Origin of the sequence: Pseudoselenomonas ruminantium, assembly GCF_900142515.1 — a bacterium.
GTDB classification, from domain to species: Bacteria; Bacillota; Negativicutes; order Selenomonadales; family Selenomonadaceae; genus Selenomonas_A; species Selenomonas_A ruminantium_D.
Window position 1 is genome coordinate 59,650 of the sequence record NZ_FRBC01000001.1, and the last position, 22,145, is coordinate 81,794.

Sequence of the window (22,145 nt, forward strand, 5' to 3'; positions counted from 1 at the left end):
AGATGTTTGAACGCAAGAAGACCCGACAGATCCATATCGGCAAGGTCGCTATCGGCGGTGGTGCGCCGATTTCTGTACAGTCCATGTGCAATACGAAGACCACGGATACGAAGGCCACGGTTTCGCAGATCAAGGCCCTGCAGAATGCGGGCTGTGATATCGTGCGGGTGGCTGTGCCGGACATGGAAGCTGCGCAGAATCTCGGCAATATCATCCGGGAAATCGATATTCCTCTGGTGGCTGATATCCATTTTGACTATAAGCTGGCTCTCGAGGCCATCCGGCAGGGAATTTCTGCCCTGCGGCTGAACCCCGGCAATATCGGCGGGGAGGAAAAGGTGCGGGCAGTGGTCAAGGCGGCCAAGGAAGCCCATATCCCCATCCGCATCGGCGTGAATGCCGGTTCGCTGGATAAGAAGATCCTTGCCAAGTATGGGGCAGTCACGCCGGAGGCTTTGGTGGAATCGGCCATGCAGCATGTGAAGATCCTGGAGGACCTGGATTTCCATGACCTCAAGATTTCCCTGAAGGCCCATGATGTGCCTTTGACTTTGGCGGCTTACCGCTTGATGAGCAAGACCGTGGATTATCCCCTGCATCTGGGCATTACCGAAGCAGGTACGGTGAACACGGGCATCATCAAGTCTGCTGTGGGCATCGGGGCACTGCTATCCGAGGGCATTGGCGATACCTTCCGCATTTCCCTGACCGGTGACCCGGTGGTGGAGGTCAAGGTGGCCAATGAAATCCTGAAATCCCTGGGACTCAAGGAGTACGGGCCGACGCTCGTTGCCTGCCCGACCTGTGGCCGCACCAGCATCGACCTGCCTGCAATCGCTGCGCAGGTGGAAAAGAAGTTGGAAGGCATCAAAGACCCCATCGACGTAGCCGTGATGGGCTGCGTGGTCAATGGCCCCGGCGAAGCCCGCGGCGCTGATGTAGGCATTGCCGGCGGTAATGGCGAAGGCCTGATTTTCCGCAAGGGCGAAATCATCCGCAAAGTGCCGGAAGAAAATCTAGTAGAAGAACTGTTCAAAGAAATCGATGCGATATTGGAGGAACGTAAGAACAATGCGAGCAAGTAACTTATATGCACCTACGCTGCGCAATACGCCGGCAGAAGCCGAGATTGCCAGCCATCAGCTCATGTACCGTGCCGGCATGATCCGCAAGGTGGCCGGCGGTATGTACACCTATCTGCCTCTGGGCTGGCGTGTCATCCGCAAGATTGAGGAAATCATCCGCGAGGAAATGGACGCTGCGGGCGGCCAGGAAATCGGCATGCCGATTCTCCAGCCCTCTGAGCTTTGGGAAGAGAGCGGCCGCTGGGCCGCTTATGGCGATGAGATGATGCGCATCAAGGACCGCCATGGCCGTAACTTCTGCCTTGGCCCGACGCATGAGGAAATGATTACGGATCTGGTGCGGGATGAAGTCAGCTCCTATAAGCAGCTGCCGCTGATGCTCTATCAGATCCAGGACAAGTTCCGCGATGAGCGTCGCCCGCGCTTCGGCCTGATGCGCAGCCGCGAGTTCATCATGAAAGACCTCTACTCCTTCGATAAGGACATTGAGGGCATGAATGAATCCTATCAGAAGATGTACGATGCCTACACCAATATCTACACCCGCATGGGCTTGGAATTCCGTCCGGTAGAAGCCGACAACGGTGCCATCGGCGGCGGCCATTCCCATGAATTCACGGTGCTGGCAGAAGCTGGCGAATCCAATATCGCTTACTGCACGAAATGCGATTATGCGGCCAGCGATGAAAAGGCTGCGCTGGCGCCTATCGAAGCTCCGGCAGAAGAAGAACTGCCGCTTGAAAAGGTGGCTACGCCGGGCGCTAATACGATTGAAGCTTTGGCGCAGTTCCTGAACATTCCCGTGGAAAAGACCATCAAGGCTGTGGCTTATCAGTCCGATAATGGCAAGCTCGTGCTGGCTTTTGTCCGTGGTGACCATGATGTCAACGAAGTCAAGGTCATCAATCAGGTGGAAGGTGCGCTGGAACTCACGATGGCGGAAGATGAAGCCATCCAGAATGCTGGCGGCTGCCCGGGCTTTATGAGCGCCATCGGCATCAAGCCTAGCGAAGATGTTATCGTGCTGGTTGACCCTACGGTCATGAACATGCACAATGCCGTAGCTGGCGCGAATGAAGTGGATGCTCACTACAAGAACGTGAACCCGAAGCGGGACTTCACGGCGGAAGGCATCGTTGTTACTGACCTGCGCATGGTCAAAGAAGGGGATGCCTGCCCGCACTGCGGCGCAGAGATGAAGATGACGCGCGGCATCGAAGCCGGCCAGGTCTTCACGCTGGGCACGAAGTACAGCCAGGCTATGGGGGCGATGTTCCTCGATGAACAGGGTAAGCAGCAGCCCCTCTACATGGGCTGCTACGGTATCGGCGTAGGCCGTACCATGGCTGCTGCCATCGAGCAGAACAACGATGAGAACGGCATCATCTGGCCGCGTGCTATCGCACCGTTTGAAGTGGTGGTTGTGGCCGTCAATGCCAAGAAGGAAGACCAGCTGGCTTATTCCGAGGAAATCTACAGGGAATGCAAGGCCGCAGGTTTTGATACCCTGCTCGATGACCGTAAAGAACGTGCTGGTGTCAAGTTCAAGGACTGCGACCTCATCGGCTACCCCCTGCGTGTAGTCGTGGGCCCCAAGGCCGTGGAAGAGAACCAGATTGAAATCAAAGTGCGTAAGACCGGTGAGATGTTCACGGTCAGCCGTGAGGAATATCTGGAAAAAGTCAAAGAAATATTGGCCACCTTATAACCAGACAATACATAAGCCTTCCCTGTGGGGAAGGCTTTTTGATTAAGTATACATGTACACATAAGCTTAAACCGTAGACACTCTTTACATAAATCCATATAATGAACTTAGATGGATTCGTATTTATTATTTATTGTAAAGGGAGTGATATCATGAATCTTTCCATCAAAATCTTTATCGCTTTGGTTCTCTCGGTTGTTGTGGGACTTATTGCCGGGGAACCTGCCCTGCCTTTTATCAACTGGTGGATTGCACCGATTGGTACCATCTTCATCAATCTCATCAAGATGATGATCGTGCCCGTGGTGTTCTTCTCCCTGGTGGTGGGCATGACCAGCCTGGGGGATACCAAAAAGCTGGGGCGTATTGGTGCCAAGACAGTGGTGCTTTATTTGCTGACCACGGCTGTGGCGATTTTGATTGGTTTTGGCATAGCAGGGATTGTCAGCCCGGGGACGGGGCTTTCTCTGGCCAGTGATGCTACCTACAAGGTAAAGGAAGCACCGGGAATCATGCAGGTGCTGGTGGCCATGGTACCGGCTAATCCCATCGACGCGATGGCAAAGGCACAGATCCTGCCCGTTATCGTGTTCTCACTGTTCGTGGGGATCGGTATCGTCCATGTGGGCGGCGAACGGGCACAGTTGCTGATGAAGTTCTTTGATGCCGCTGCCGAAGTTTCCTACAAGATCATCGGCATCGTGATGCAGTTTGCACCGATTGGTGTATTTGCTCTCTTGCTGCCGGTGGTGGCTAAGAATGGTCCGGCTGTCCTGCTGCCGCTGATGTCTGTCATCGCTTGTGTGGCAATCGGCTGTGTGATCCATGCCGTGGTGGTTTATTCTTCTCTGGCCCGTGTCTGGGGCGGTCATACGCCTATGGAATTCTTTCGGGGCATGAGCGAAGCCATGATGATTGCCTTCACGACTTGTTCCAGTGCGGCAGCACTGCCTGTCAACATGAAGAACTGCCAGGAAAAACTAGGGGTTTCCCGTGAGGTTTCTTCCTTCGTCCTGCCGTTGGGAGCTACGATCAACATGGATGGCACGGCACTCTATATGGGTGTCTGCTCGCTGTTCATTGCCAATGTATTCGGCGTTGACCTGACCATGGGCCAGATCTTGATGATCGTACTGACGGGGACGCTGGCTTCTATTGGTACAGCAGGTGTTCCGGGGGCTGGGCTTATCATGTTGGCCATGGTGCTGCAGACAGCTGGCCTGCCTTTGGAAGGTCTGGCACTCGTAGCTGGTATTGACCGTGTGCTGGATATGTTCCGTACCTGCCTCAATATCACGGGGGATGCAGCTGTGACCATCGTGATGGATCAGGAAGAAAAGAAATATGACAGCAATGTAGCTGGTGCCCAGGCATGATTCTGGCACAATAAATAATGGAATAAAGAGGACTGAGGGCGAGTATGGACCATACTCGCTCTCAGTCCTCTTTTGCGTCAATCAGTGCTTGTGCTTCAGATTTTCTACGGGAAATTCAAAATAGGTATCGGGATAAGGCTCATCTTTCAAGGTGAAGTGCCACCATTCTTCATCCAACGGTTTGAAGCCGTGACGCAGCATAGCTTCCCGCAGGATCTGTCGGTTTTTCAACTGCGTTTCGGTCAGATCTCCTTTGTAGTCCGGATGGGACAGTTCACCGAAATAGTCAAAGGTACCCCCCATATCCAATTCCTTGCCGGTGGACATATCAAAGAGGGTCAGGTCGACCGTGCTGCCCCGACTGTGGCCGGATTTAGCAGCGATATAGCCCTCGGCGAAGAGGCGGTTCTTTTCTACCTGAGGATAGAAATAAGCTTTCATACGCTTGTCATTCAGGTCTTCCGCCCATCTTACAAAGTGGCTTACGGCCATCTGGGGACGGTAGGCATCGTAAATCTTCAACCGGTATCCCTGGGCTTTCACATCATCTGATACTGCCTTTAGTGCCTGGGCTGCCTCTTTGGTCATCAGCGCGCAGGGCTCTTTATATCCGTCAATCCGGTCACCGACAAAATTATAGGTGGAGTAATAACGGATTTCCTGAATGACATCAGGGACAACATCTGAGAGTACCACAAAGCCGGAAGAATCCTGGGGATCTGCCTTGGCGGCAGAACCCGTTCCCTGCAGACAGCCCAATAGCAGGCTTAATGCTAGTAACGGGATAAAAAACAGTGGGATCAGTTTTCGTTTTTGGGGAATCATGTCAAAACCTCCTCAATATAAGTAAACGGCATATTAGAAAATCTTATCCTAAGAAAAATTCGACAAAATAGAAATCAATCCTGCAAGAAAGTTATTTTTTAGAAGGAGCCTGTTGTAGCTGCCATAGAGGAAATGGGATGAATGGCGGCGAAGTAAAAAAATATGGGGGGTGGCGATGTGGAACTGGCTGGTTTTTTTACGCTGTATGAAGAGGCTTTTGCTCGATATCGGAGCGGGCAGTATGCTGAGGCTTGGGATCTGCTGCTGGCTTTTCAGAGAAAAAAGGGCATAAGGATTCTCTTGTGCGAGTTATTGAAAGCTTATATCCTGCGGGCACAAAAAAAGTATGTGTCAGAAATAGCTTGTCTGAAGGCTTTGGTGCATGATTTTGCAGATTGTGATGATAAGAAGCATCTGGCAGATGCTTATAGTTTGCTGGGGGAAGCTCAGCGGATGCTCGGAGAAAGCAGGGAAGCAGTAGCATCTTTTACCGCATCAGCCCGGATAGAACCTGATGCGGTAAAGAAATTGACAGAAGTCAGCAATGCTATTTTTTCGGCGAATGCCATAGCCGATTGGGAAGCCGGGCAGATGCAGGAGCTGTACAGCCTTTATCGTCATTACTTAGGGGCGTTGTCCATCGTTCCCTATCCACGGGTTGATTGGCAGCATAAGAAAATACGGCTGGGATATTTGTCAGCCGATTTACGGAATCATGCTGTGGGGCAGTTTGTGAAGCCATTCTTCTTTGCCTTTGCTCAGGAATCATTTGAGGTTTACGTGTATCAGCTCAATAAGGATGAGGACTTGGTGACAAGGGAACTGCAGCGTGCGCCCGTTGTCTGGAGGAATTTGACAGGAAAAAACTGGGCCGGTATTGCAGCTGCTGTTCACGCGGATGAAATCGATATCCTGCTGGAGCTGGGGGGACATACCGCTTGCAACGCTTTGCCGGTTCTGGCATATCATCCGGCATATATACAAATATCCGGCATTGGCTATTTCAATAGCATTGGTTTAGAGGATTGCGATGGTTTTTTGTCCGATGTGTATTGTTCGCCAGAACCGGCTTCACCGTATTTCACGGAGGAACTGTTGATCCTGCCGCATACGCACTTTTGTTATCAGCCGTATAAGGTTTTCCCCGAAGTTTCTCCGCCACCTGTTGCCAAAAATGATTATATAACTTTTGGCTCTTTCAATAATTTTGCCAAAGTCAATGATGAGATGTTGCTTATATGGCGGGAAATCCTGTTGCGGGTACCCGGGTCTCGTCTGTTGTTGAAACATCAGTTGCTGGGGACAGCAGAGGGCAGGGAGTATACGTTGCGCAGGTTGTCAAAACTCGGTCTGCCGGCTGGGCATATCGACTTACGAAGTTATTCAGCGAATTATCTGCAGGAGTATGGGGCGGTGGATATTGCCCTCGATACGGAACCTTATACTGGTGGACTGACCACTTGTGAGGCACTCTACATGGGAGTGCCGGTGGTGACGCTTGCCGGCAACCGGCATGGTGCGCGCTTTGGTTTAAGCTTCCTGTCTAATGTGGGCTTGGGAGAGCTGGCAGCTAAAAGCCGGGAAGAATACGTAGATATCGCGGTTGCATTGGCAGAGGACAGGGAGCTGCTGGCAGCTTTGCGGCAAAATCTCCGGCAGATGCTGCAGTCTTCGCCGTTGATGAACCCTGAAACCTACATGGAAGATTTGGAGAATTTATATTGCCATCTGTTGAACAAATATTGCAGGAATAGAAATGTCAGTGTCGAATAAGCAAAAGAAAGAAGAGTCTCAATAATCGGATAGAGATATTGAAGATGGTTTGGAGGGATATGTCATGTCACTGAAGGGTCGATTTGTGTTGATGGCTGTAGGCATAGCAGTGCTGACAACCATCTGCGTCAGCGCGGCGTTTATCGTAAGCCTGCAAGCGGAGTCCGAGCGGCAGGTTATGGCGGTACGGCAGACCTTGACACAGGATGTGGAACGTGAACTGAAGGTGGAGACCGAGACGGCGATTTCTTTGATCAAGACGGTATATGATCGCCAGCAAAAGGGTGAACTCACCGAGGAGCAGGCACGAAAAGAAGCGGCTGATATGGTGAGGAATTTGCGTTATGATGATGGCAAGGGGTACTTCTGGGTCGATACATATGATGGTGTCAATGTGGTGCTCCTGGGACGCGATACCGAAGGAAAATCCCGCATTGACCTCACGGACCCGTCGGGTAAGCATTTCATCAAGGAAATGATTGAGAATGGCCGTAAGGATGGTGGCGGCTATACGGATCTGATGTTTGCAAAACCCAATGAAACGACTCCCTTACCCAAGAGGAATTATACGGCTTCCTTTGCACCTTATCAGTGGGTACTGGGTACTGGTGTCTGGATCGACTATATTGATAACCGCGTGGCTGAGGAGCAGGCCGCAGCTGATGAGGCTTTCAAATCTACTTTGATCAATACGCTGCTCATCAATATTGTTCTGCTGGCCATATTTTCCGGCGTGGGCTTGCTGGCGGCAAAATCCATTGTGGGGCCGCTGCACATCGTTACCACTCGTTTGGGAATCATGGCAGAAGGAGATTTACGGGAGGATCATTCGCTGGAAGAAGTGTTCCATCGCAGTGATGAAATCGGTGAGATGAGCCGGGCCCTGCATACCTTGCAGACGCATGTCAGCGAAATGATGCGCCAGATCATCGAATCAAGCCAGCAGGTAGCAGCTTCCAGCCAGCAGCTGACCAATAGTTCGGAGCAGTCGGCAGAGGTCAGCGGGACAGTTGCAGACAGTATCGTCAATGTGGCTGGTTCCTGCAGTGAGCAGTTTACGGAAGTCGAGAATGCCAGCACCAATATTGAAAGCCTGTCTGACAGCATGGAGCGGTTCAAGAAGACCATCGAGCATGCCGGCAAAGTGGTAGCGGAGGCCAAAGGCCAGGCTGACAGTGGCGAGCAGGCTGTTACGGGCGCTGTACGGCAGATGGAACTCATCGAGCAATCCGTGAGCCAGTCGGCACAGGTTATTGAAGAATTGGGCAAGGAATCGGATAAGATTGGCACGATTGTCGATGCGATTTCTGAGATCGCCGAGCAGACGAACCTGTTGGCACTCAATGCGGCGATTGAAGCGGCCCGGGCTGGTGAGCATGGCCGCGGCTTCGCTGTCGTAGCTGATGAAGTCCGGAAGCTGGCTGAGCAATCCAGTTCGTCGGCAGGTGAGATCTCCAACCTGATCGGTTCTATCCAGGATAAGGCACGTAATGCTGTGTCGGTGATGCAGGATGGTGTGTCGCAGGTGCAGAATGGCGTAGGGGCTGTAAACGGTGCAGGCAACAGTTTCAAGGATATTGCCAGCATGGTGGAGCAGGTCGTGGATGAAACGGCGGAAATGGAGCGCACGGTGATCAGTCTGGCCAATAATACCAGCACCATCTATGCTGCTGTCAATAAGATCAGTGAGATGAGCCGGAACGTGGCGGGAGAAGCTGAATCTGTATCAGCAGCTACCGAGGAACAGACGGCAACCATGAATGAGATTGCCAGTGCCAGCCGCCGGCTTACGGAAATGGCCAACGGCATGGAGAGTGCCGTGGAGAAATTCAAGATTTGAGTGTCAATTGCTTGCATTTTTCGTTTCAGGGCGTATAATGAAGTTGTAACTTCATAGCAAGGGGAGCTTGCGGCGTGAGCACAGCAGGCTGAGAGGAGGCTCAAGGTCTCGACCCATAACCTGATTTGGATAATGCCAACGTAGGGAGGTGCAAGTGAACTGTATTTTAGGGACTGTCCAAGAAGGGCAGTCCCTTTTTGGTGCGGAAAAGGAGGCGAAGATATGATACGGATAAATGGCAGGCAGGAGAAGGCCGCAGGCAAAAGCCTTGCGGACTGGCTCTGTCAGGCGGGATACAGCGGGCGGATGATTGCCGTGGAATATAATGGGGAGATCATTTCCGCGGAGCAGTATCCGCAGGTCAGCCTGCATGATGGCGATGTGGTGGAAATCGTCTGCTTTATGGGCGGCGGTTGATGTTGATGGGAGGTTGATAGGATGGAAAAAATGATGGATGATTGTCTGGAACTGGGCGGTCAGAGGTTTCATTCCCGGTTCATCTTAGGTTCTGGCAAGTATTCCTTGCAGCTGATTGAAGCGGCTGTGCAGGATGCCGGGGCGGAGATCGTGACCTTGGCGGTGCGCCGTGCCAATACACAGGACAAGGAAAATATCCTGGATTATATCCCCAAGGGAGTGACGCTCCTGCCGAATACTTCCGGGGCACGCAATGCGGAGGAAGCAGTGCGCATTGCCAGACTGGCCCGGGCGATGGGCTGCGGGGATTTTGTCAAGATTGAGATCATGCGGGACAGCAAATACCTGCTGCCGGATAATGGGGAAACCGTTAAAGCCACGGAAATGCTGGCCAAGGAAGGTTTTATCGTGCTTCCCTATATGTATCCGGACCTGAATGTGGCGCGGGAGCTGGTCAGTGCCGGAGCAGCTGCGGTAATGCCGCTGGCAGCCCCTATCGGTTCCAACAAGGGGCTGGCCACGAAGGAATTCATCCAGATCCTCATTGATGAGATTGACCTGCCCGTTATCGTGGATGCAGGGATTGGTGCGCCCTCGCAGGCCTGTGAGGCCATGGAGATGGGGGCGGCAGCAATCATGGCGAATACAGCCCTGGCGACGGCAGGGAATCTGCCGCTGATGGCGGCAGCCTTCAAGGAAGCTATTGTCGCCGGACGCAAGGCGTATCTGGCAGGCTTGGGCCGTGTGCTCACCCGCGGGGCAGAAGCTTCCGATCCCTTGACTGGTTTTCTGCATGATTGAGGGGGGCTGAACATGGCAGAAAATAATTTTTTGGTGGATTCGGCGCGTTTGGGGGAAAGGGCTTTGCAGCGCAAGCATGAATTGGAGAACAATCCCGCCAGCCGCAGAAGCCCGCTGGCGTATTTTCCGGGGATGGAACAGCTGGATTCTCCTGTGGAAGAGGCCGTGCTTCAGGAGATGGAGGACTACGATTGCAGCCGCTATACTGCCGTGGATGTGCGGCGGGCTTTGGCGCATCAAAATTGTTCCCGGGAGGATTTCAAGGCTTTGCTGTCGCCAGCGGCAGCGCCTTTCCTTGAAGAGATGGCACAGCGTGCCCAACGGGAGACCAGTCGCCATTTCGGCAATACGGTGTATCTGTTCACACCGCTCTATATTGCCAATTACTGCGAGAATTACTGCGTCTACTGCGGTTTCAACTGTTACAACGATATCCGGCGCCTGCAGCTGGATGAAGCGCAGATTGAGCATGAGATGCAGGTCATTGCCGCAAGCGGCATGGAAGAGATCCTGCTGTTGACGGGAGAGAGCCAGCAGAAGAGCAATCTGGAATACATCGGCAAGGCCTGCAAGCTGGCCCGGAAGTATTTCCGCAATGTGGGGCTGGAAATCTATCCGGTCAATACGGAGGACTATCGTTACCTGCATGCGTGTGGTGCCGATTATGTGACGGTCTTTCAGGAGACTTACAATCTGGAGCAGTACGAGAAACTGCATCTCTTAGGCCATAAGCGGGTGTTCCCCTATCGCTTTGCGGCGCAGGAGCGGGCCTTGCGTGGCGGTATGCGGGGGGTGGGTTTTTCGGCGCTTTTGGGATTGTCCGACTTCCGCAAGGACGCGTTAGCCACGGCGCTCCATGTCTGGTATCTGCAGCGCCGCTATCCCTGGGCAGAATTTTCCCTGTCCTGCCCGAGGCTGCGACCTATCGTCAACAACGATAAGATCACGCCGCAGGGCATAGGGGAGCGGGAACTCTGTCAGGTGCTTTGCGCCTACCGGATCTTCCTGCCCTTTGCCGGGATTACGGTTTCTTCCCGGGAGACGGCCTCTTTCCGCAATGGCATTGCCAGGATCTGTGCCACGAAGATTTCTGCGGGGGTGTCCACAGGCATTGGCGATCATGAGGAAAAATATGATGGTCATCAGGAAGGCAAGGCTGGTGATGAACAGTTTGCCATCGCTGACAGCCGCAGCATTACGGCCATGTATGCGGACATGAGCGGCGAGGGACTGCAGCCGGTGCTCAATGATTATGTCTATGTGTGAAAGAATGGATTGGAAAGATATTTTGGCGGTGACGAACCGAACGCTTTGTGCAGGGGATTTTTTGCCGCAGCTGGACAGGGTGGCCCGTGGCCAGCCCAAGGCTGTTATCCTGCGGGAGAAGGATCTGCCTGCGGAGGCTTATCGGGATTTGGCAGGTGAAGCGCAAGAGATCTGTCGCCAGTATGCGGTGCCTTTGTATCTGCACAGTTTTTCGCAGGTGGCTGACGCGGTGTCTGCTGATGGCCTGCATATGCCGCTGCCGAAGTTGCGGCAGCTAGCGGCAGACAGGCGGCAGGATTGGAAAGTCCTGGGGACTTCCTGTCATAGCGTGGAAGATGTGCAGGAAGCCGTGGCGTCAGGCTGCACCTATATTGTCGCCGGGCATATCTATGAAACGGACTGCAAGCAAGGTCTGCCGGGCAGGGGACTGGCTTTTTTGCAGGCGGCTTGTCAGGCAGCAGGTGATGTGCCGGTCTATGCCATTGGCGGCATCACGCCGGAGCGCCTGCCCGAGGTACTGGCAGCCGGGGCCGCAGGAGCTTGTGTGATGAGTGGCATGATGAAGGTTTCATCATGGTGGAGGTAAACTTATGGTTTTGGATCAGGAAGAACAGGAACGCTATGCGCGGCAGATCATGCTGCCGGATTTTGGCGAGGCAGGGCAGAAAAAGCTGCAAGATGCCCGGGTGCTGGTAATCGGCGCAGGGGGGCTGGGGTCTCCCGCTGCTTTTTATCTGGCTGCTGCCGGAATCGGCACGGTGGGGCTGGCGGATTTTGATCGGGTGGATCTGTCGAATCTGCAGCGGCAGCTGCTGCATACTACGGCGGATTTGGGGCGGCGCAAGATTGACAGCGGCAGGGAGAGCCTGCAGGCGTTGAATCCATCCCTGCAGGTGCCGTTGTATGATGAGCCTGTCACGCGGGCATCGCTGCTGTCTGTCCTGCAGAGCGAGTCTTATGATATGGTGGTGGATGCAGTAGATGATCCGCTGACGAAATTTGCCATCAATGATGCCTGTGTGGAAATGCAGGTGCCATATGTTCATGGAGGAATCCTGAAATATCAAGGGCAACTTATGACCTATGTACCCGGAAGCCCCTGCCTGCGCTGCCTGTTTCCGGAAGCTCCGGCGGGCCGTGGCGGGAAGAATGGCGTATTGGGGGCTGTGCCGGGGGTAATCGGCAGCCTGCAGGCCACGGAGGTCATAAAGTATCTGCTGGGGATAGGAGAACTTTTGACCGGACGATTGCTGACCTATGACTCCCTGAGCATGGCATTCCGCATGGTCAATATTCCCCAGCGCCCTCATTGTGCCTGCGGTAATCTGTCTTGACAGGAAAAATCTTCAATGCTAACATAAGCATAGGTATAGCCTTCCCAAAAGGAGAAGGCTTTTCGTGTATGTTACATGGGTGAGGGGAACTTTATGCAAGATATTATCGGTCAGGATATCAAAGACATTACGCAGGACATATTAGCAGATTATGACAAGAATCGCCATATTGATAAGCTGGATGTATTCAATCAGCCGGATACCAAGGTAATCTACGAGCTGATTCAGGAATTGACGCGGGTGGCTTATCCTGGCTATGTTAAGGACAAACATTATCGCATTTACGATATCCGCAACAACCTGTCCATGGTCATTGAGGATATTGCCTTCCGTCTGAACAAGCAGATTGCCATTGCCCTGCGTTATGGGAAGAAGCCGGATGATGAAACGCTGATGGCTACGCGGGAAGAAGCACAGCGGATAACCTTGGAGTTCTTGCGGCAGATTCCCAGAATCCGTGAATATCTGGCCACGGATGTGGAAGCGCTCTTTGACGGCGATCCGGCAGCAGAAAGTGCCGATGAGATCATCTTTGCCTATCCCGGCCTTTATGCGGTGACGGTATTCCGCTTTGCCCATGCACTCTACAAGCTCAATGTACCGGTGATTCCTCGCATCATGACAGAACTGGCCCATAGCAAGACGGGGATCGATATCAACCCGGGGGCGACGATTGGCAAATATTTCATGATTGACCATGGTACAGGCATCGTCATTGGTGAAACCACGGAAATCGGCGAGCATGTGAAGGTCTATCAGGGCGTGACCCTGGGGGCGCTTTCGACTTCGGGCGGCCGCAAGCTTTTCAACAAGAAACGCCATCCGACCATCGAAGATAATGTGACCATCTATTCCGGGGCGTCTATCCTGGGGGGCGATACGGTGATTGGCAAGGGCTCAGTCATTGGCGGCAATGTGTTCCTGACGCATTCGGTGCCGCCGGAAACCCGTGTGAGTGTCAAAAATCAGGAACTGCGCTATAATATGGGCAGCTGCGATATATGAACTTTGGTTGATATATAAGGTTATATGGATGCTTATTCCCGTTGAACGGTTATTTGACCTGTCAATGGGAATTTTTTATTGCGCACAATTAAATTCATCACTTTTAGGAAAAACTCATCACTTTTTGGGAATCTATTGATTTTGGGGGAGGGGAATGGTAGATTGAGCACAGAGAGGTTCATATGTGGAAGGAGATCTTAGTGATGGGCATATCTGGGTCTGGAACGTGGATAATGGCGGCTTTTTGCGCGTCTATAACGGTACTTCCTCCCACATACGATAGTCAATCTGAATGGATAAACCGCAGCCGACTGTGCTATTAGGGCATGGCCTGATGGCTGCGGTTTTTTTGCGTGCAGAATTAGAGAGGAGGAGTACCATGAAAGGACTTGGTGGAAAAAGGCGTCTGCGGCAGCTTACAGTGGCAATCGGTGTGGGGCTGATGGCCGGGGAGTTCAGTATACTGCCAACGGCGGAGGCGCGGGCTGGTATAGAATTACCCGTGCTGGCCCGTAACGCCAGACCCGGTCGAGCCGGACAATCCGACGCCGGACCAGCCGCAAGCAGAGGATTCGTCACGGAAGCAATGGTGGGGAATCGACGCGGGGCATGTGCGGGAGGAGAAATCCGCGGTGAACAGCATCACGCTGAAAGGCTGGGGCATAGGTGTGAATTATGCACATTCCGGGGATTATTTCCTGCGGCTTGACTATGCACGGAGAATCGGCTGGGATGATAATCTGTTGCGGGAGGGCGAAAGCCGTCAGCGCATTTGGTTCCTGGCGGGCAAGGTGTTCTAAGCTTCGCATCAGTTCTATCGATTAAGAGGCCCGGTAGCAGAGACTTTCCTGCGCTGAGACTGTTCAGAGCGCAGAGGAACGCATGATCTGCTATCGGGGTTATTGTGGGCAGGTTTCGTACATTTTCTTCCCATATTTCTGTCAATTCACACTTGCGCTTTGTACTCAGCGTGTTATAATGGTTAGGTGTGTATTATGAACTCATTGTTTCCCCATCAATGAGTTTTTTAATTTTTATTCTAATTACTTATGCAAGGAGTATGTGTGTTATGTCGAGAATTAAAGACGCCTTTGATGCCGTAGCTGAAGCGATTATCGCGCAGAAAGATTATTTATCGGATATTGACGCCAAGGCCGGCGATGGCGACCATGGCCTGAATATGGCCCGCGGTTTCCGGGCTGCCAAGGAAGCACTGGACGAGATGGATGATACGACGCAGATTGCCCCTGTGCTCAAGAAGATCGGCAAGAGCCTGATCCAGAATGTGGGCGGCGCTGCTGGCCCGCTCTATGGTGCGGCATTTGTCAAGGCCAGCGAGGCTTGCGACGGGGAAACCCGTATGAATATCCAGAGTTTCGAAAAGCTGTTGGCTGCTGCTATTACGGCTATTCAGGAACGGGGCCGTGCTGAGCAGGGGGATAAGACCATCCTGGATGCCCTGATTCCCATCCACGACTGCTTCCTGCCGGAAAATGTCGAGGACAAGAATCTCTTTGAAGTGCTGCAGGAAGCTTCCAAGGCTGCTGGTGATGGTGTGAACTACACCAAGGAAATCCCGGCAAAGAAAGGCCGTGCCAGCCTCGTAGGCGAGCGTAGCATTGGCGTGGAAGATCCGGGCGCTGTCAGCACCATGCTGATGTACCGTGCTCTGTATCAGTTCCTGAAGCGTTAAGCTTTGTTATATGGTTATTTTTAGGAGGAAGTTTCATTGAGTCAGAAGGTTCGTACCCGTTTCGCACCCAGCCCGACGGGATATATGCATATTGGCAATCTGCGCACGGCGCTCTATGGTTATCTCTACGCCAAAGCGCAGAAGGGTGATTTCATCCTGCGTATCGAGGATACCGACCGCACCCGTTATGTGGCGGACGCCGTGGATTTCATCAACCGCACTTTGGAAATGGCCCATATCGTGCCGGACGAAGGCCCGGATATCGGTGGTGACTGCGGCCCCTATGTGCAGAGTGAGCGCATGGATATCTACAAGAAGTATGCCGAAGAACTCGTGAAGACCGGCCATGCTTACTATTGCTTCTGTGATCCGGACGAAGATCATTCTGCTGGCGAATTCGGCGGCTATGACCGTACCTGCCGCGATCTCGATGCCGCTGTGATTGAAGAACATCTGAAGAATGGCGATCCCTATGTCATCCGTCAGAAGATGCCGCTGGATGGTTCCACGACGTTCTTTGATGTGCTCCATGGCAATATCACGATTCCGAATTCCGAATTGGAAGACCAGGTGCTGCTGAAGCGCGATGGCATGCCGACCTACAACTTCGCCAATGTCATCGATGACCATCTCATGAGCATCAGCCACATCATGCGTGGTGCAGAGTTCATCACCTCCACGCCGAAGTACATCCTGCTCTATGAAGCATATGGCTGGGAAGTGCCGACGTTTATCCATCTGGCACCGGTTATGGGCAAGAACGAAGACGGTTCCGTGTCCAAGCTGTCCAAGCGTCATGGTGCCACGAGCTTCGATGACCTCGTAAAACTCGGTTACCTGCCGGAAGCCATCACCAACTATGTGGCACTTCTGGGCTGGAACCCCAAGACTACCAATCAGGAAATCTTCTCCATGGAAGAACTGATTGCTCACTTCGGCCTCGATGGACTGTCCAAGTCCCCGGCTGTGTTCGACTATGACAAACTGGGCTGGATCAACGGCGAATACTTCAAGGCAATGACGGATGAAGAATTTGCTAAGCGCGCCCATGAGTTCGTGGCAGATCTGCCGGATTATCTCGAAACGAACTGGCAGACGGTGGCTGCCCTGCTGAAAACCCGCGTACAGCGTTTCAGCGATGTCAAGGATGAGATTGACTTCCTCGTGGAGATGCCGGAATTCGATGCGAACCTCTACAATAACAAGCGCAACAAGGTCAACCCGGAGAAGGCTGCAGAGTTGATGCCGAAGCTCGTAGAGTTGCTGGAAAATGTCAGCGAAGCGGATTGGCATAATGACAGCCTCTATGCGAAACTCGAAGAATATATTGCTGCCCAGGAACTCAAGAAGGGCCTTGTGATGTGGGTACTGCGCATTGGTGTAGCCGGCAAGTCCGTAACGCCGGGCGGCGCTACGGAAATCCTTTCCGTACTGGGAAAAGAAAATTCTTTGGCCCGCCTCAAAAAAAGCCTTGCCAACCTGACGGCATAGTGCTATAATAATTTGAGTCAGCAACAGTGAGTTGCAAATGGCGCCTTCGTCAAGCGGTTAAGACACTGGCCTCTCACGCCAGGTTCACGGGTTCGAATCCCGTAGGCGTCACCATTGGCACCTTCGTCAAGCGGTTAAGACACCGGCCTCTCACGCCGGGTTCACGGGTTCGAATCCCGTAGGTGTCACCAATAGGAAATTACAGGGACTGTGTAGGTCATACGTACTTACACAGTCCTTTTTTGCGACTGTGTAAAGATTATTCATATATATTGCAGTTTATCAATGCGAGTCTGAATAAAATTTGTTACAGCTCAGTGGGGCGGCGGTGGGAATACTTTTTCGCCGCTCCACTAAATGACCCGCCAGCAGAAGTACGAATCTTCCAGCTACCCGCGCCGGGCAGGCCAACGGCGCTCCAATCAACGAAGCTTCCAGCAAATGCTGTTTGCGGGCCAGCCTTCACTTCGTTCAGGCAGTCGTTCCGTCGGCGAAAAAGCATCCCCACCGCCACCCAAAGGTACGCATGTAAAGACAACTACGCCTTTGCTGTAAGGTGCAAACACATCGATGTTCTTGTCACAGGAGAACCGAGTTCGTGCCAATTGCCGGAATCGTGCCTTAGGGCGAACGGGGGAGTGCTTTTTCTGTGGGAGCGATCGTCTGAGCGCAGCGAAGACCGGCCCGACGCAGACAGCAGCTAAAGAGCACGCTGAAAAACGCGCCGCTGGCCTGCCCGGCGCAATCCAGCTAAACAGCTCTAACCTTACAGGGAGGGTCGTTTAGCGGAAACAGAAAAAGCACTCCCCCGTGAACCCCGACAGCGTATGAACGAGATACCTTCAGCACGAACTCGTCAACAAACTGCAATTTGTAAAACGGGGACAGTCTTTGAATTCTTTGCCTTAGGCAGGAAATCTCCCTTTGTTGATGGAATTGTATTTAGGAAGGGGAGGTGGCAGTGTGCCGGAGAAAATCAAACCGGAGTTATTGCAGTTTTTACAGCCTGGAGACTTGCCTTTGCAGATTCTCGTGGTGGAAAGTCTGGGCTATCTGCCGCAGCTTAGGGAAATGTTTCCTTATGCCCGGCTCTTTGCGGTGACGGCGGACCGGGATGCTATGCTGGATTATCAGGATCTGGGCGTGGTGTTTGCAGAGCTCAATTATCTGGATGTGCCGTTACCGTATGAGCGGGAGTCTTTTGATTACATCATTTCGGATCTGACGCTGGAGCAGGCCGGCCATCCGCAGGATATTGCCGCAGGTTTTTCGCGCTTCCTCAAGGAAACGGGCAGTTTCCTGACCAGTTTCCGCAATATCCGCCATTGGAGCCAGCTGGAAGATTTGCTGGCAGGCCATTATTACAATGTGGTGGCGCGTCTTTTTGCGCGGCAGGAATTTGAACGGCTGCTCTATGCCTCCTATTATAAGATGGTATTTATGGAGCCGCAGAAGCGGCCCGCTGAGGAAAAAGTCCTGCAGAAACTGCTGCAGGCGGGCTTTGACAATGAGGGGGATGACCTCAATACGGAGTTCTATCTGGTGCGGGCTGATCGTTCCATGCCGGAGATGGCCCTGCTGAAATCCATGTACAGCAAGGCAGAGAGGCGGCAGCTATCCATCTATCTCCATCGGATCGAGTATAGTGTTCAGACGGCAGAATCATGTCAGCTTTTTTGGGCTCTTTATGAGCAGACAGGTTTCTTTGCCGATTACATGGCGGCGTTCATCAAACAGGCGGTATTCCATCCACAAAGATTCTATCGGCAGCTGCTGGCGTATTCGCCGGATAGAGGGGATGAGATCGGCCGGATGCTGCAAGCAGCTTGGAATAATGTCACTTCGGCGGAGGAAGAGAAGATGTTGCAGGATCTGTGGCAGGAATGGCAGAAAGGAAATGGGCATGGATGAGTCTAAGATCGCTTTTATCACCTGTACCAACAGTGACGATTGGTACAATGAATGCCGCCTGTATCTGGAAAGCCTGACGATTCCGGCAGGCATGACCGCTGAATTCATTCCTGTAAGGGGGGCGGCTTCCATGTGTGCCGGCTACAATCAGGGGATGGCGGCAACGGATGCGAAATACAAGGTCTATCTCCATCAGGACACCCTGGTGGTCAACAAGGATTTAGTACAAGATCTATTGCATATATTTGCAGACCCGTCAATTGGTGCTGTCGGCGTAATCGGCTGCCGCAGCCTGCCTTATAGCGGGGTATGGTGGGATGGCCTGCGTACTTATGGGCGGGTGCTTCATGCCTGTGAGCCGGAAAGCGTGGTGGATTCCCACTGCCGGGAGCCGGAAGGCGCCTATCAGGAAGTGGAAGCGGTGGACGGGCTCTTTATCGCCACGCAATATGATATACGCTGGCGGGAGGATATCTTCACGGGCTGGCATCTTTACGATACCTCGATGTGCAAGGAAATGCAGCGGGCGGGTTATAAGGTTGTGGTGCCTAATCAGGAACAGGATTTCTGGTGCATCCACTGTCCCAAGGAAAAGCCGCTGGCCTATGAGTATAAAGGCTATCAGAAGGCCTTTATCCGGGAGTATGGGCGGGAACTGAATCCGGAGGTGTGATATGAGCAGGCAGGCAGAATTCACCTGTATAGAGCCTTCGTATCTGGAAAAGTTCACCTGCGATGGCAGCAAGTGCGGTTCTCTTTGCTGCTATGGCTGGCAGCAGATATTGGATGAGAAGGCGCTTTCCCGTTATCGTTCCCTGCCGGGGGACGAGGGGGAAAGGCTGCGGGCGGGGCTCGTTTATCTTGAGGAAGCTCAGGGATTTGGCTTCCGTCATGAGGATGACCACTGCGTTTTTTTGCGGACAGACGGACTCTGCGGTTTGCAGAAGAAATATGGGGCGGGAATGCTCACCGATGTCTGCGCTGAATATCCCCGCAAGACGCGGCTTTTTCCGCAGCAGGTGGTGGAGCGGGCTCTGTGCGTGACCTGTCCTGTGGCGGCGGAATTGATACTGTCATCTCCGGAACCGCTGGCTTTGGTACAGCGGCAGTTGATCTCTGACCGGCAGGATTATTTCCTGCCTGCAGGGGATGCAGAGGCCTTGAGGCAGCTGGCTTTTTTCGACTGGCAGCTGAAGGGCATGGAGATATTGCAGAAGCGGCAGCTTTCTCTGCCGGAGCGGCTGCAGGAGCTATTGCGGCTGCTGGCTCAGGCTGATACAGACCTGCCCTGGGGGCGGGATACAGAGGAAGCGGTTTGGCAGCCGTGGCCGCTGGCGCAGACGTGTCGGTTCTTTCAGGACTTTGTGGCCGGGATCGAGGATGATACCAGGCAGACAGCAGTTTATCTGCTGCAGGCAGAAAAGTTGTCCGCACAGCATCTGGCACAGGGGGCGGTGGACGAATTGCTGCAGCAGAAGATTTTACAACCTTATGGCTATATGCTGGAGAATTATCTGGTCAATGAGTGGTTCAAGGAACTGTATCCTTGTGCGGTTTTGGGCACTTTTGCTTATAATGGCTTGTATTTTGTGGTACAATGGGAAATATGGCAGTTCCTGCTGTTGTTGGAACTGGAACATGACGGGGAGCAGGAAACGGTGCCGCGCCTGATTCAGAAAACGGCGCAATGGCTGGCTTCCCGGTTGAATCATTATACGGCTGCCCGGGAGGTACTGATGGAACTCCTGCGGCCGTAACAAAAAAGGCGGGGACAACTGCCTTATCTGCCCCAGCAGGGGAACAGTAGAATTTTGGGGAATATAGATCTTTTGGGAGTTAGTCTGTTTATGGAGCATGATACGTTAAATTGGCTGAATTTAGCCGACAAGTTTGCCAGTGATGGCGACCTGAAGGGGATGCGGGCTTGTGCACGGGAACTTTGGGAAATCGATGCCGATAGCATGGATGGAGCGGCGGTGATGGCAGAAGCCGCACTTTATACGGGGGACAATGAAGAAGCCCGTGCTCTGCTGGATGAAATCCTGCGCAAGAAACCGCATCATCTGCGGGGGCGGCTGGTGGCGGCAGGACTGGCGGCGGCGGAATTCCGTCTGGATGAGCAGATTCCGGAACTGGCCCGCTTGATTCAGGAGCTCGAACGCAAGCTTTGGGCGCTGACTCCCGATGAGCCGTATTATAAGATCGTGGCGTATCTGCTGCAAAAGGCGCGGGCCTGGCTGGCCGATGGCTATTATCTGGGAGCGCAGCCGGACAAGGCGGCGGAAATGATGCTGGCGTATAGCAAGCATGCGGAAAGCGATGAAGAAAAAGCATCTGCTTACAGCAAGTTCCTCTTCATGCGCAACTATCGGGAACTGGGTTCTTTGGAAGGCCGGGATCTAGCGGCTAAATATGAACCACTGCTGAATGTCACGCCCTATCTGCATGAACATGTCAGGAAGCTGCCGGACAAGAAGCTGCGTATCGGTTATATCTCACCGGATTTCCGGCAGCATGCCGTGGCGAATTTCGTCGCACCGCTCCTGAAGAATTTTGATAGCAGCCACTTTTCTGTTTATGTCTATTCGCTGGGGCAGAGAGACGAAGTGACCAAGCGGCTCATGGCATCACCGGTGGTTTGGCGGGATTTGCGGGGACGCAGCCCGCGGACGGCGGCGCGGCTTATCGCTGAAGATCAGATTGATATCCTCGTGGACCTTTCCGGACACAGCCAGAACAATGCCATGCCCATCATGGCCCTGCGGCCGGCACCCGTACAGGTAGCGGGGATTGGCTATATGAATACCACGGGGCTTTCGACGGTAGATTATTTCCTGTCGGATGAGGTCTGCCTGCCTGTGGGAGATACAGCAGAACAGGGATTTACGGAAAAAATCCTGCGCCTGCCGCATTCCCATCTCTGCTATGTGCCGGGAGCTGTGCGGGAGATTCCCGCTGCCGGAACGGAAGCGCCCTGTCTCAAGAATGGCTATGTGACCTTTGGCTCCTTCAATAATCTGGCGAAAGTCACCGATGAGACTTTGCTCCTATGGCGGGGGATTCTCGACCAGGTACGCAGCTCCAAGCTGGTGCTCAAGGGAAAATTGTGCAGCATTGATTCAGGCCGTGCCATTTTGCGCGATCGTCTCAAGCGCTTGAGCTTTGATTTGTCCAAGGTTGAGATGCGCCCTTATAGCCCCGATTATATGGAGCAGTACCGGGATATCGACATCGCCCTCGACACCATGCCCTACAATGGCGGGTTGACCACCTGTGAGGCACTCTTCATGGGGGTTCCTGTGGTGAGTATCCGCGGGCGGCGGCACGGTTCCCGCTTCGGCGCATCCATTCTCGTGAATGCTGGTGTCAGGGAACTGGTGGTGGAGAACGACATCAACTATGTGCGCCGGGCGGTGCAGCTAGGCAACAGTCCGGAACTTATCGGTGCCTATCATTCGGGGCTGCGCGCCAATATGCTCAAATCGCCGATTATGGATGTGAAAGGGTATATGGCTGAATTGGAACGTGGATATTGTGGGATATGGCAAAATTTTTGCACAATATAAAAAACACTTGCTTTTTCGTCTAAAACAATATATAATAATATGCATGGACGTTCT

General features: G+C 53.1%; 20 protein-coding genes, 2 tRNA genes and 1 riboswitch. Of the genes, 20 read left to right on the forward strand and 2 right to left on the reverse strand.

The window, feature by feature from the left end:
* Positions 1–2 precede the first annotated feature (2 nt).
* From ispG to BUB68_RS00260, 3 genes are all read left to right on the forward strand, one after another.
* On the forward strand, positions 3–1,085 hold the full coding sequence (ispG, locus tag BUB68_RS00250; protein ID WP_073087837.1) for a flavodoxin-dependent (E)-4-hydroxy-3-methylbut-2-enyl-diphosphate synthase: 1,083 nt from the start codon (positions 3–5) through the stop codon (positions 1,083–1,085).
* Positions 1,072–2,793 carry a proline--tRNA ligase gene (locus tag BUB68_RS00255; protein WP_073087838.1) on the forward strand — a complete coding sequence of 574 codons (1,722 nt, stop codon included), beginning with the start codon at positions 1,072–1,074 and terminating at the stop codon, positions 2,791–2,793. The genes ispG and BUB68_RS00255 overlap by 14 nt, the downstream gene beginning before the upstream one ends.
* Positions 2,794–2,945: 152 nt before the next feature.
* Positions 2,946–4,169 carry a dicarboxylate/amino acid:cation symporter gene (locus BUB68_RS00260; RefSeq protein ID WP_073087839.1) on the forward strand — a complete coding sequence of 408 codons (1,224 nt, stop codon included), beginning with the start codon at positions 2,946–2,948 and terminating at the stop codon, positions 4,167–4,169.
* Positions 4,170–4,250: 81 nt separating this feature from the next.
* Here BUB68_RS00260 and BUB68_RS00265 read toward each other — a convergent pair whose 3' ends face one another.
* Positions 4,251–4,994, reverse strand: coding sequence for a M15 family metallopeptidase (locus tag BUB68_RS00265; protein WP_081371786.1), 744 nt, complete (start codon positions 4,992–4,994; stop codon positions 4,251–4,253).
* Between the two features lie 162 nt (positions 4,995–5,156).
* On the opposite strand from BUB68_RS00265, the gene BUB68_RS00270 reads away from it, so the two are divergent.
* The 13 genes from BUB68_RS00270 (at position 5,157) to BUB68_RS00325 (ending at position 16,805) form a co-directional block, all read left to right on the forward strand.
* Complete coding sequence (locus tag BUB68_RS00270; protein ID WP_073087840.1) at positions 5,157–6,767, forward strand: O-linked N-acetylglucosamine transferase, SPINDLY family protein; 1,611 nt, start codon at positions 5,157–5,159, stop codon at positions 6,765–6,767.
* A 64-nt stretch (positions 6,768–6,831) separates the two neighbouring features.
* Positions 6,832–8,607, forward strand: a complete 1,776-nt coding sequence (locus BUB68_RS00275; protein WP_073087841.1) for a methyl-accepting chemotaxis protein — start codon at positions 6,832–6,834, stop codon at positions 8,605–8,607.
* 49 nt (positions 8,608–8,656) lie between these two features.
* Positions 8,657–8,773, forward strand: a riboswitch (TPP riboswitch).
* Positions 8,774–8,829: 56 nt separating this feature from the next.
* Positions 8,830–9,024, forward strand: a complete 195-nt coding sequence (thiS, locus tag BUB68_RS00280) for a sulfur carrier protein ThiS (RefSeq protein ID WP_073087842.1) — start codon at positions 8,830–8,832, stop codon at positions 9,022–9,024.
* A 33-nt stretch (positions 9,025–9,057) separates the two neighbouring features.
* On the forward strand, positions 9,058–9,825 hold the full coding sequence (locus BUB68_RS00285) for a thiazole synthase (protein ID WP_443216112.1): 768 nt from the start codon (positions 9,058–9,060) through the stop codon (positions 9,823–9,825).
* 12 nt (positions 9,826–9,837) lie between these two features.
* On the forward strand, positions 9,838–11,091 hold the full coding sequence (gene thiH / locus BUB68_RS00290) for a 2-iminoacetate synthase ThiH (RefSeq protein WP_073087843.1): 1,254 nt from the start codon (positions 9,838–9,840) through the stop codon (positions 11,089–11,091).
* Between the two features lie 4 nt (positions 11,092–11,095).
* Positions 11,096–11,677: a thiamine phosphate synthase gene (locus BUB68_RS00295; RefSeq protein ID WP_256625439.1), complete on the forward strand. Its 582-nt coding sequence runs from the start codon at positions 11,096–11,098 to the stop codon at positions 11,675–11,677.
* Between the two features lie 4 nt (positions 11,678–11,681).
* The gene (locus BUB68_RS00300; protein ID WP_073087845.1) at positions 11,682–12,425 is read left to right on the forward strand and encodes a HesA/MoeB/ThiF family protein; all 744 of its coding nucleotides are present in this window, start codon (positions 11,682–11,684) and stop codon (positions 12,423–12,425) included.
* A gap of 93 nt (positions 12,426–12,518) precedes the next feature.
* The gene (locus tag BUB68_RS00305; protein WP_073087967.1) at positions 12,519–13,430 is read left to right on the forward strand and encodes a serine O-acetyltransferase; all 912 of its coding nucleotides are present in this window, start codon (positions 12,519–12,521) and stop codon (positions 13,428–13,430) included.
* A 632-nt stretch (positions 13,431–14,062) separates the two neighbouring features.
* Positions 14,063–14,230, forward strand: a complete 168-nt coding sequence (locus BUB68_RS15155; protein WP_178139432.1) for a hypothetical protein — start codon at positions 14,063–14,065, stop codon at positions 14,228–14,230.
* 269 nt (positions 14,231–14,499) lie between these two features.
* Entirely contained in the window at positions 14,500–15,123 is a 624-nt protein-coding gene (dhaL, locus tag BUB68_RS00310; RefSeq protein ID WP_081371787.1) for a dihydroxyacetone kinase subunit DhaL, read from the forward strand.
* Positions 15,124–15,159: 36 nt separating this feature from the next.
* Positions 15,160–16,614 carry a glutamate--tRNA ligase gene (gltX, locus tag BUB68_RS00315; RefSeq protein ID WP_073087847.1) on the forward strand — a complete coding sequence of 485 codons (1,455 nt, stop codon included), beginning with the start codon at positions 15,160–15,162 and terminating at the stop codon, positions 16,612–16,614.
* Between the two features lie 39 nt (positions 16,615–16,653).
* Positions 16,654–16,728, forward strand: a tRNA-Glu gene (locus BUB68_RS00320).
* 2 nt (positions 16,729–16,730) lie between these two features.
* Positions 16,731–16,805, forward strand: a tRNA-Glu gene (locus BUB68_RS00325).
* Positions 16,806–16,921: 116 nt separating this feature from the next.
* Here the strand turns inward: BUB68_RS00325 and BUB68_RS15375 are convergent.
* Positions 16,922–17,116: a hypothetical protein gene (locus BUB68_RS15375; protein ID WP_073087848.1), complete on the reverse strand. Its 195-nt coding sequence runs from the start codon at positions 17,114–17,116 to the stop codon at positions 16,922–16,924.
* 461 nt (positions 17,117–17,577) lie between these two features.
* Between BUB68_RS15375 and BUB68_RS00335 the strand changes: the two genes are divergently transcribed.
* The 4 genes from BUB68_RS00335 to BUB68_RS00350 all read left to right on the forward strand — a co-directional run bounded on the left by BUB68_RS00335 (position 17,578) and on the right by BUB68_RS00350 (position 22,091).
* Entirely contained in the window at positions 17,578–18,525 is a 948-nt protein-coding gene (locus tag BUB68_RS00335; RefSeq protein WP_073087849.1) for a class I SAM-dependent methyltransferase, read from the forward strand.
* A complete protein-coding gene (locus tag BUB68_RS00340) occupies positions 18,512–19,198 on the forward strand; it encodes a glycosyltransferase family protein (RefSeq protein ID WP_073087850.1) in 687 nt (228 codons plus the stop codon). The genes BUB68_RS00335 and BUB68_RS00340 overlap by 14 nt, the downstream gene beginning before the upstream one ends.
* Position 19,199: 1 nt before the next feature.
* Entirely contained in the window at positions 19,200–20,282 is a 1,083-nt protein-coding gene (fliB, locus tag BUB68_RS00345; protein WP_073087851.1) for a flagellin lysine-N-methylase, read from the forward strand.
* A gap of 90 nt (positions 20,283–20,372) precedes the next feature.
* Positions 20,373–22,091 (forward strand): O-linked N-acetylglucosamine transferase, SPINDLY family protein, encoded by a 1,719-nt coding sequence (locus BUB68_RS00350; protein ID WP_073087852.1) that lies wholly within the window; start codon positions 20,373–20,375, stop codon positions 22,089–22,091.
* Positions 22,092–22,145 lie beyond the last annotated feature (54 nt).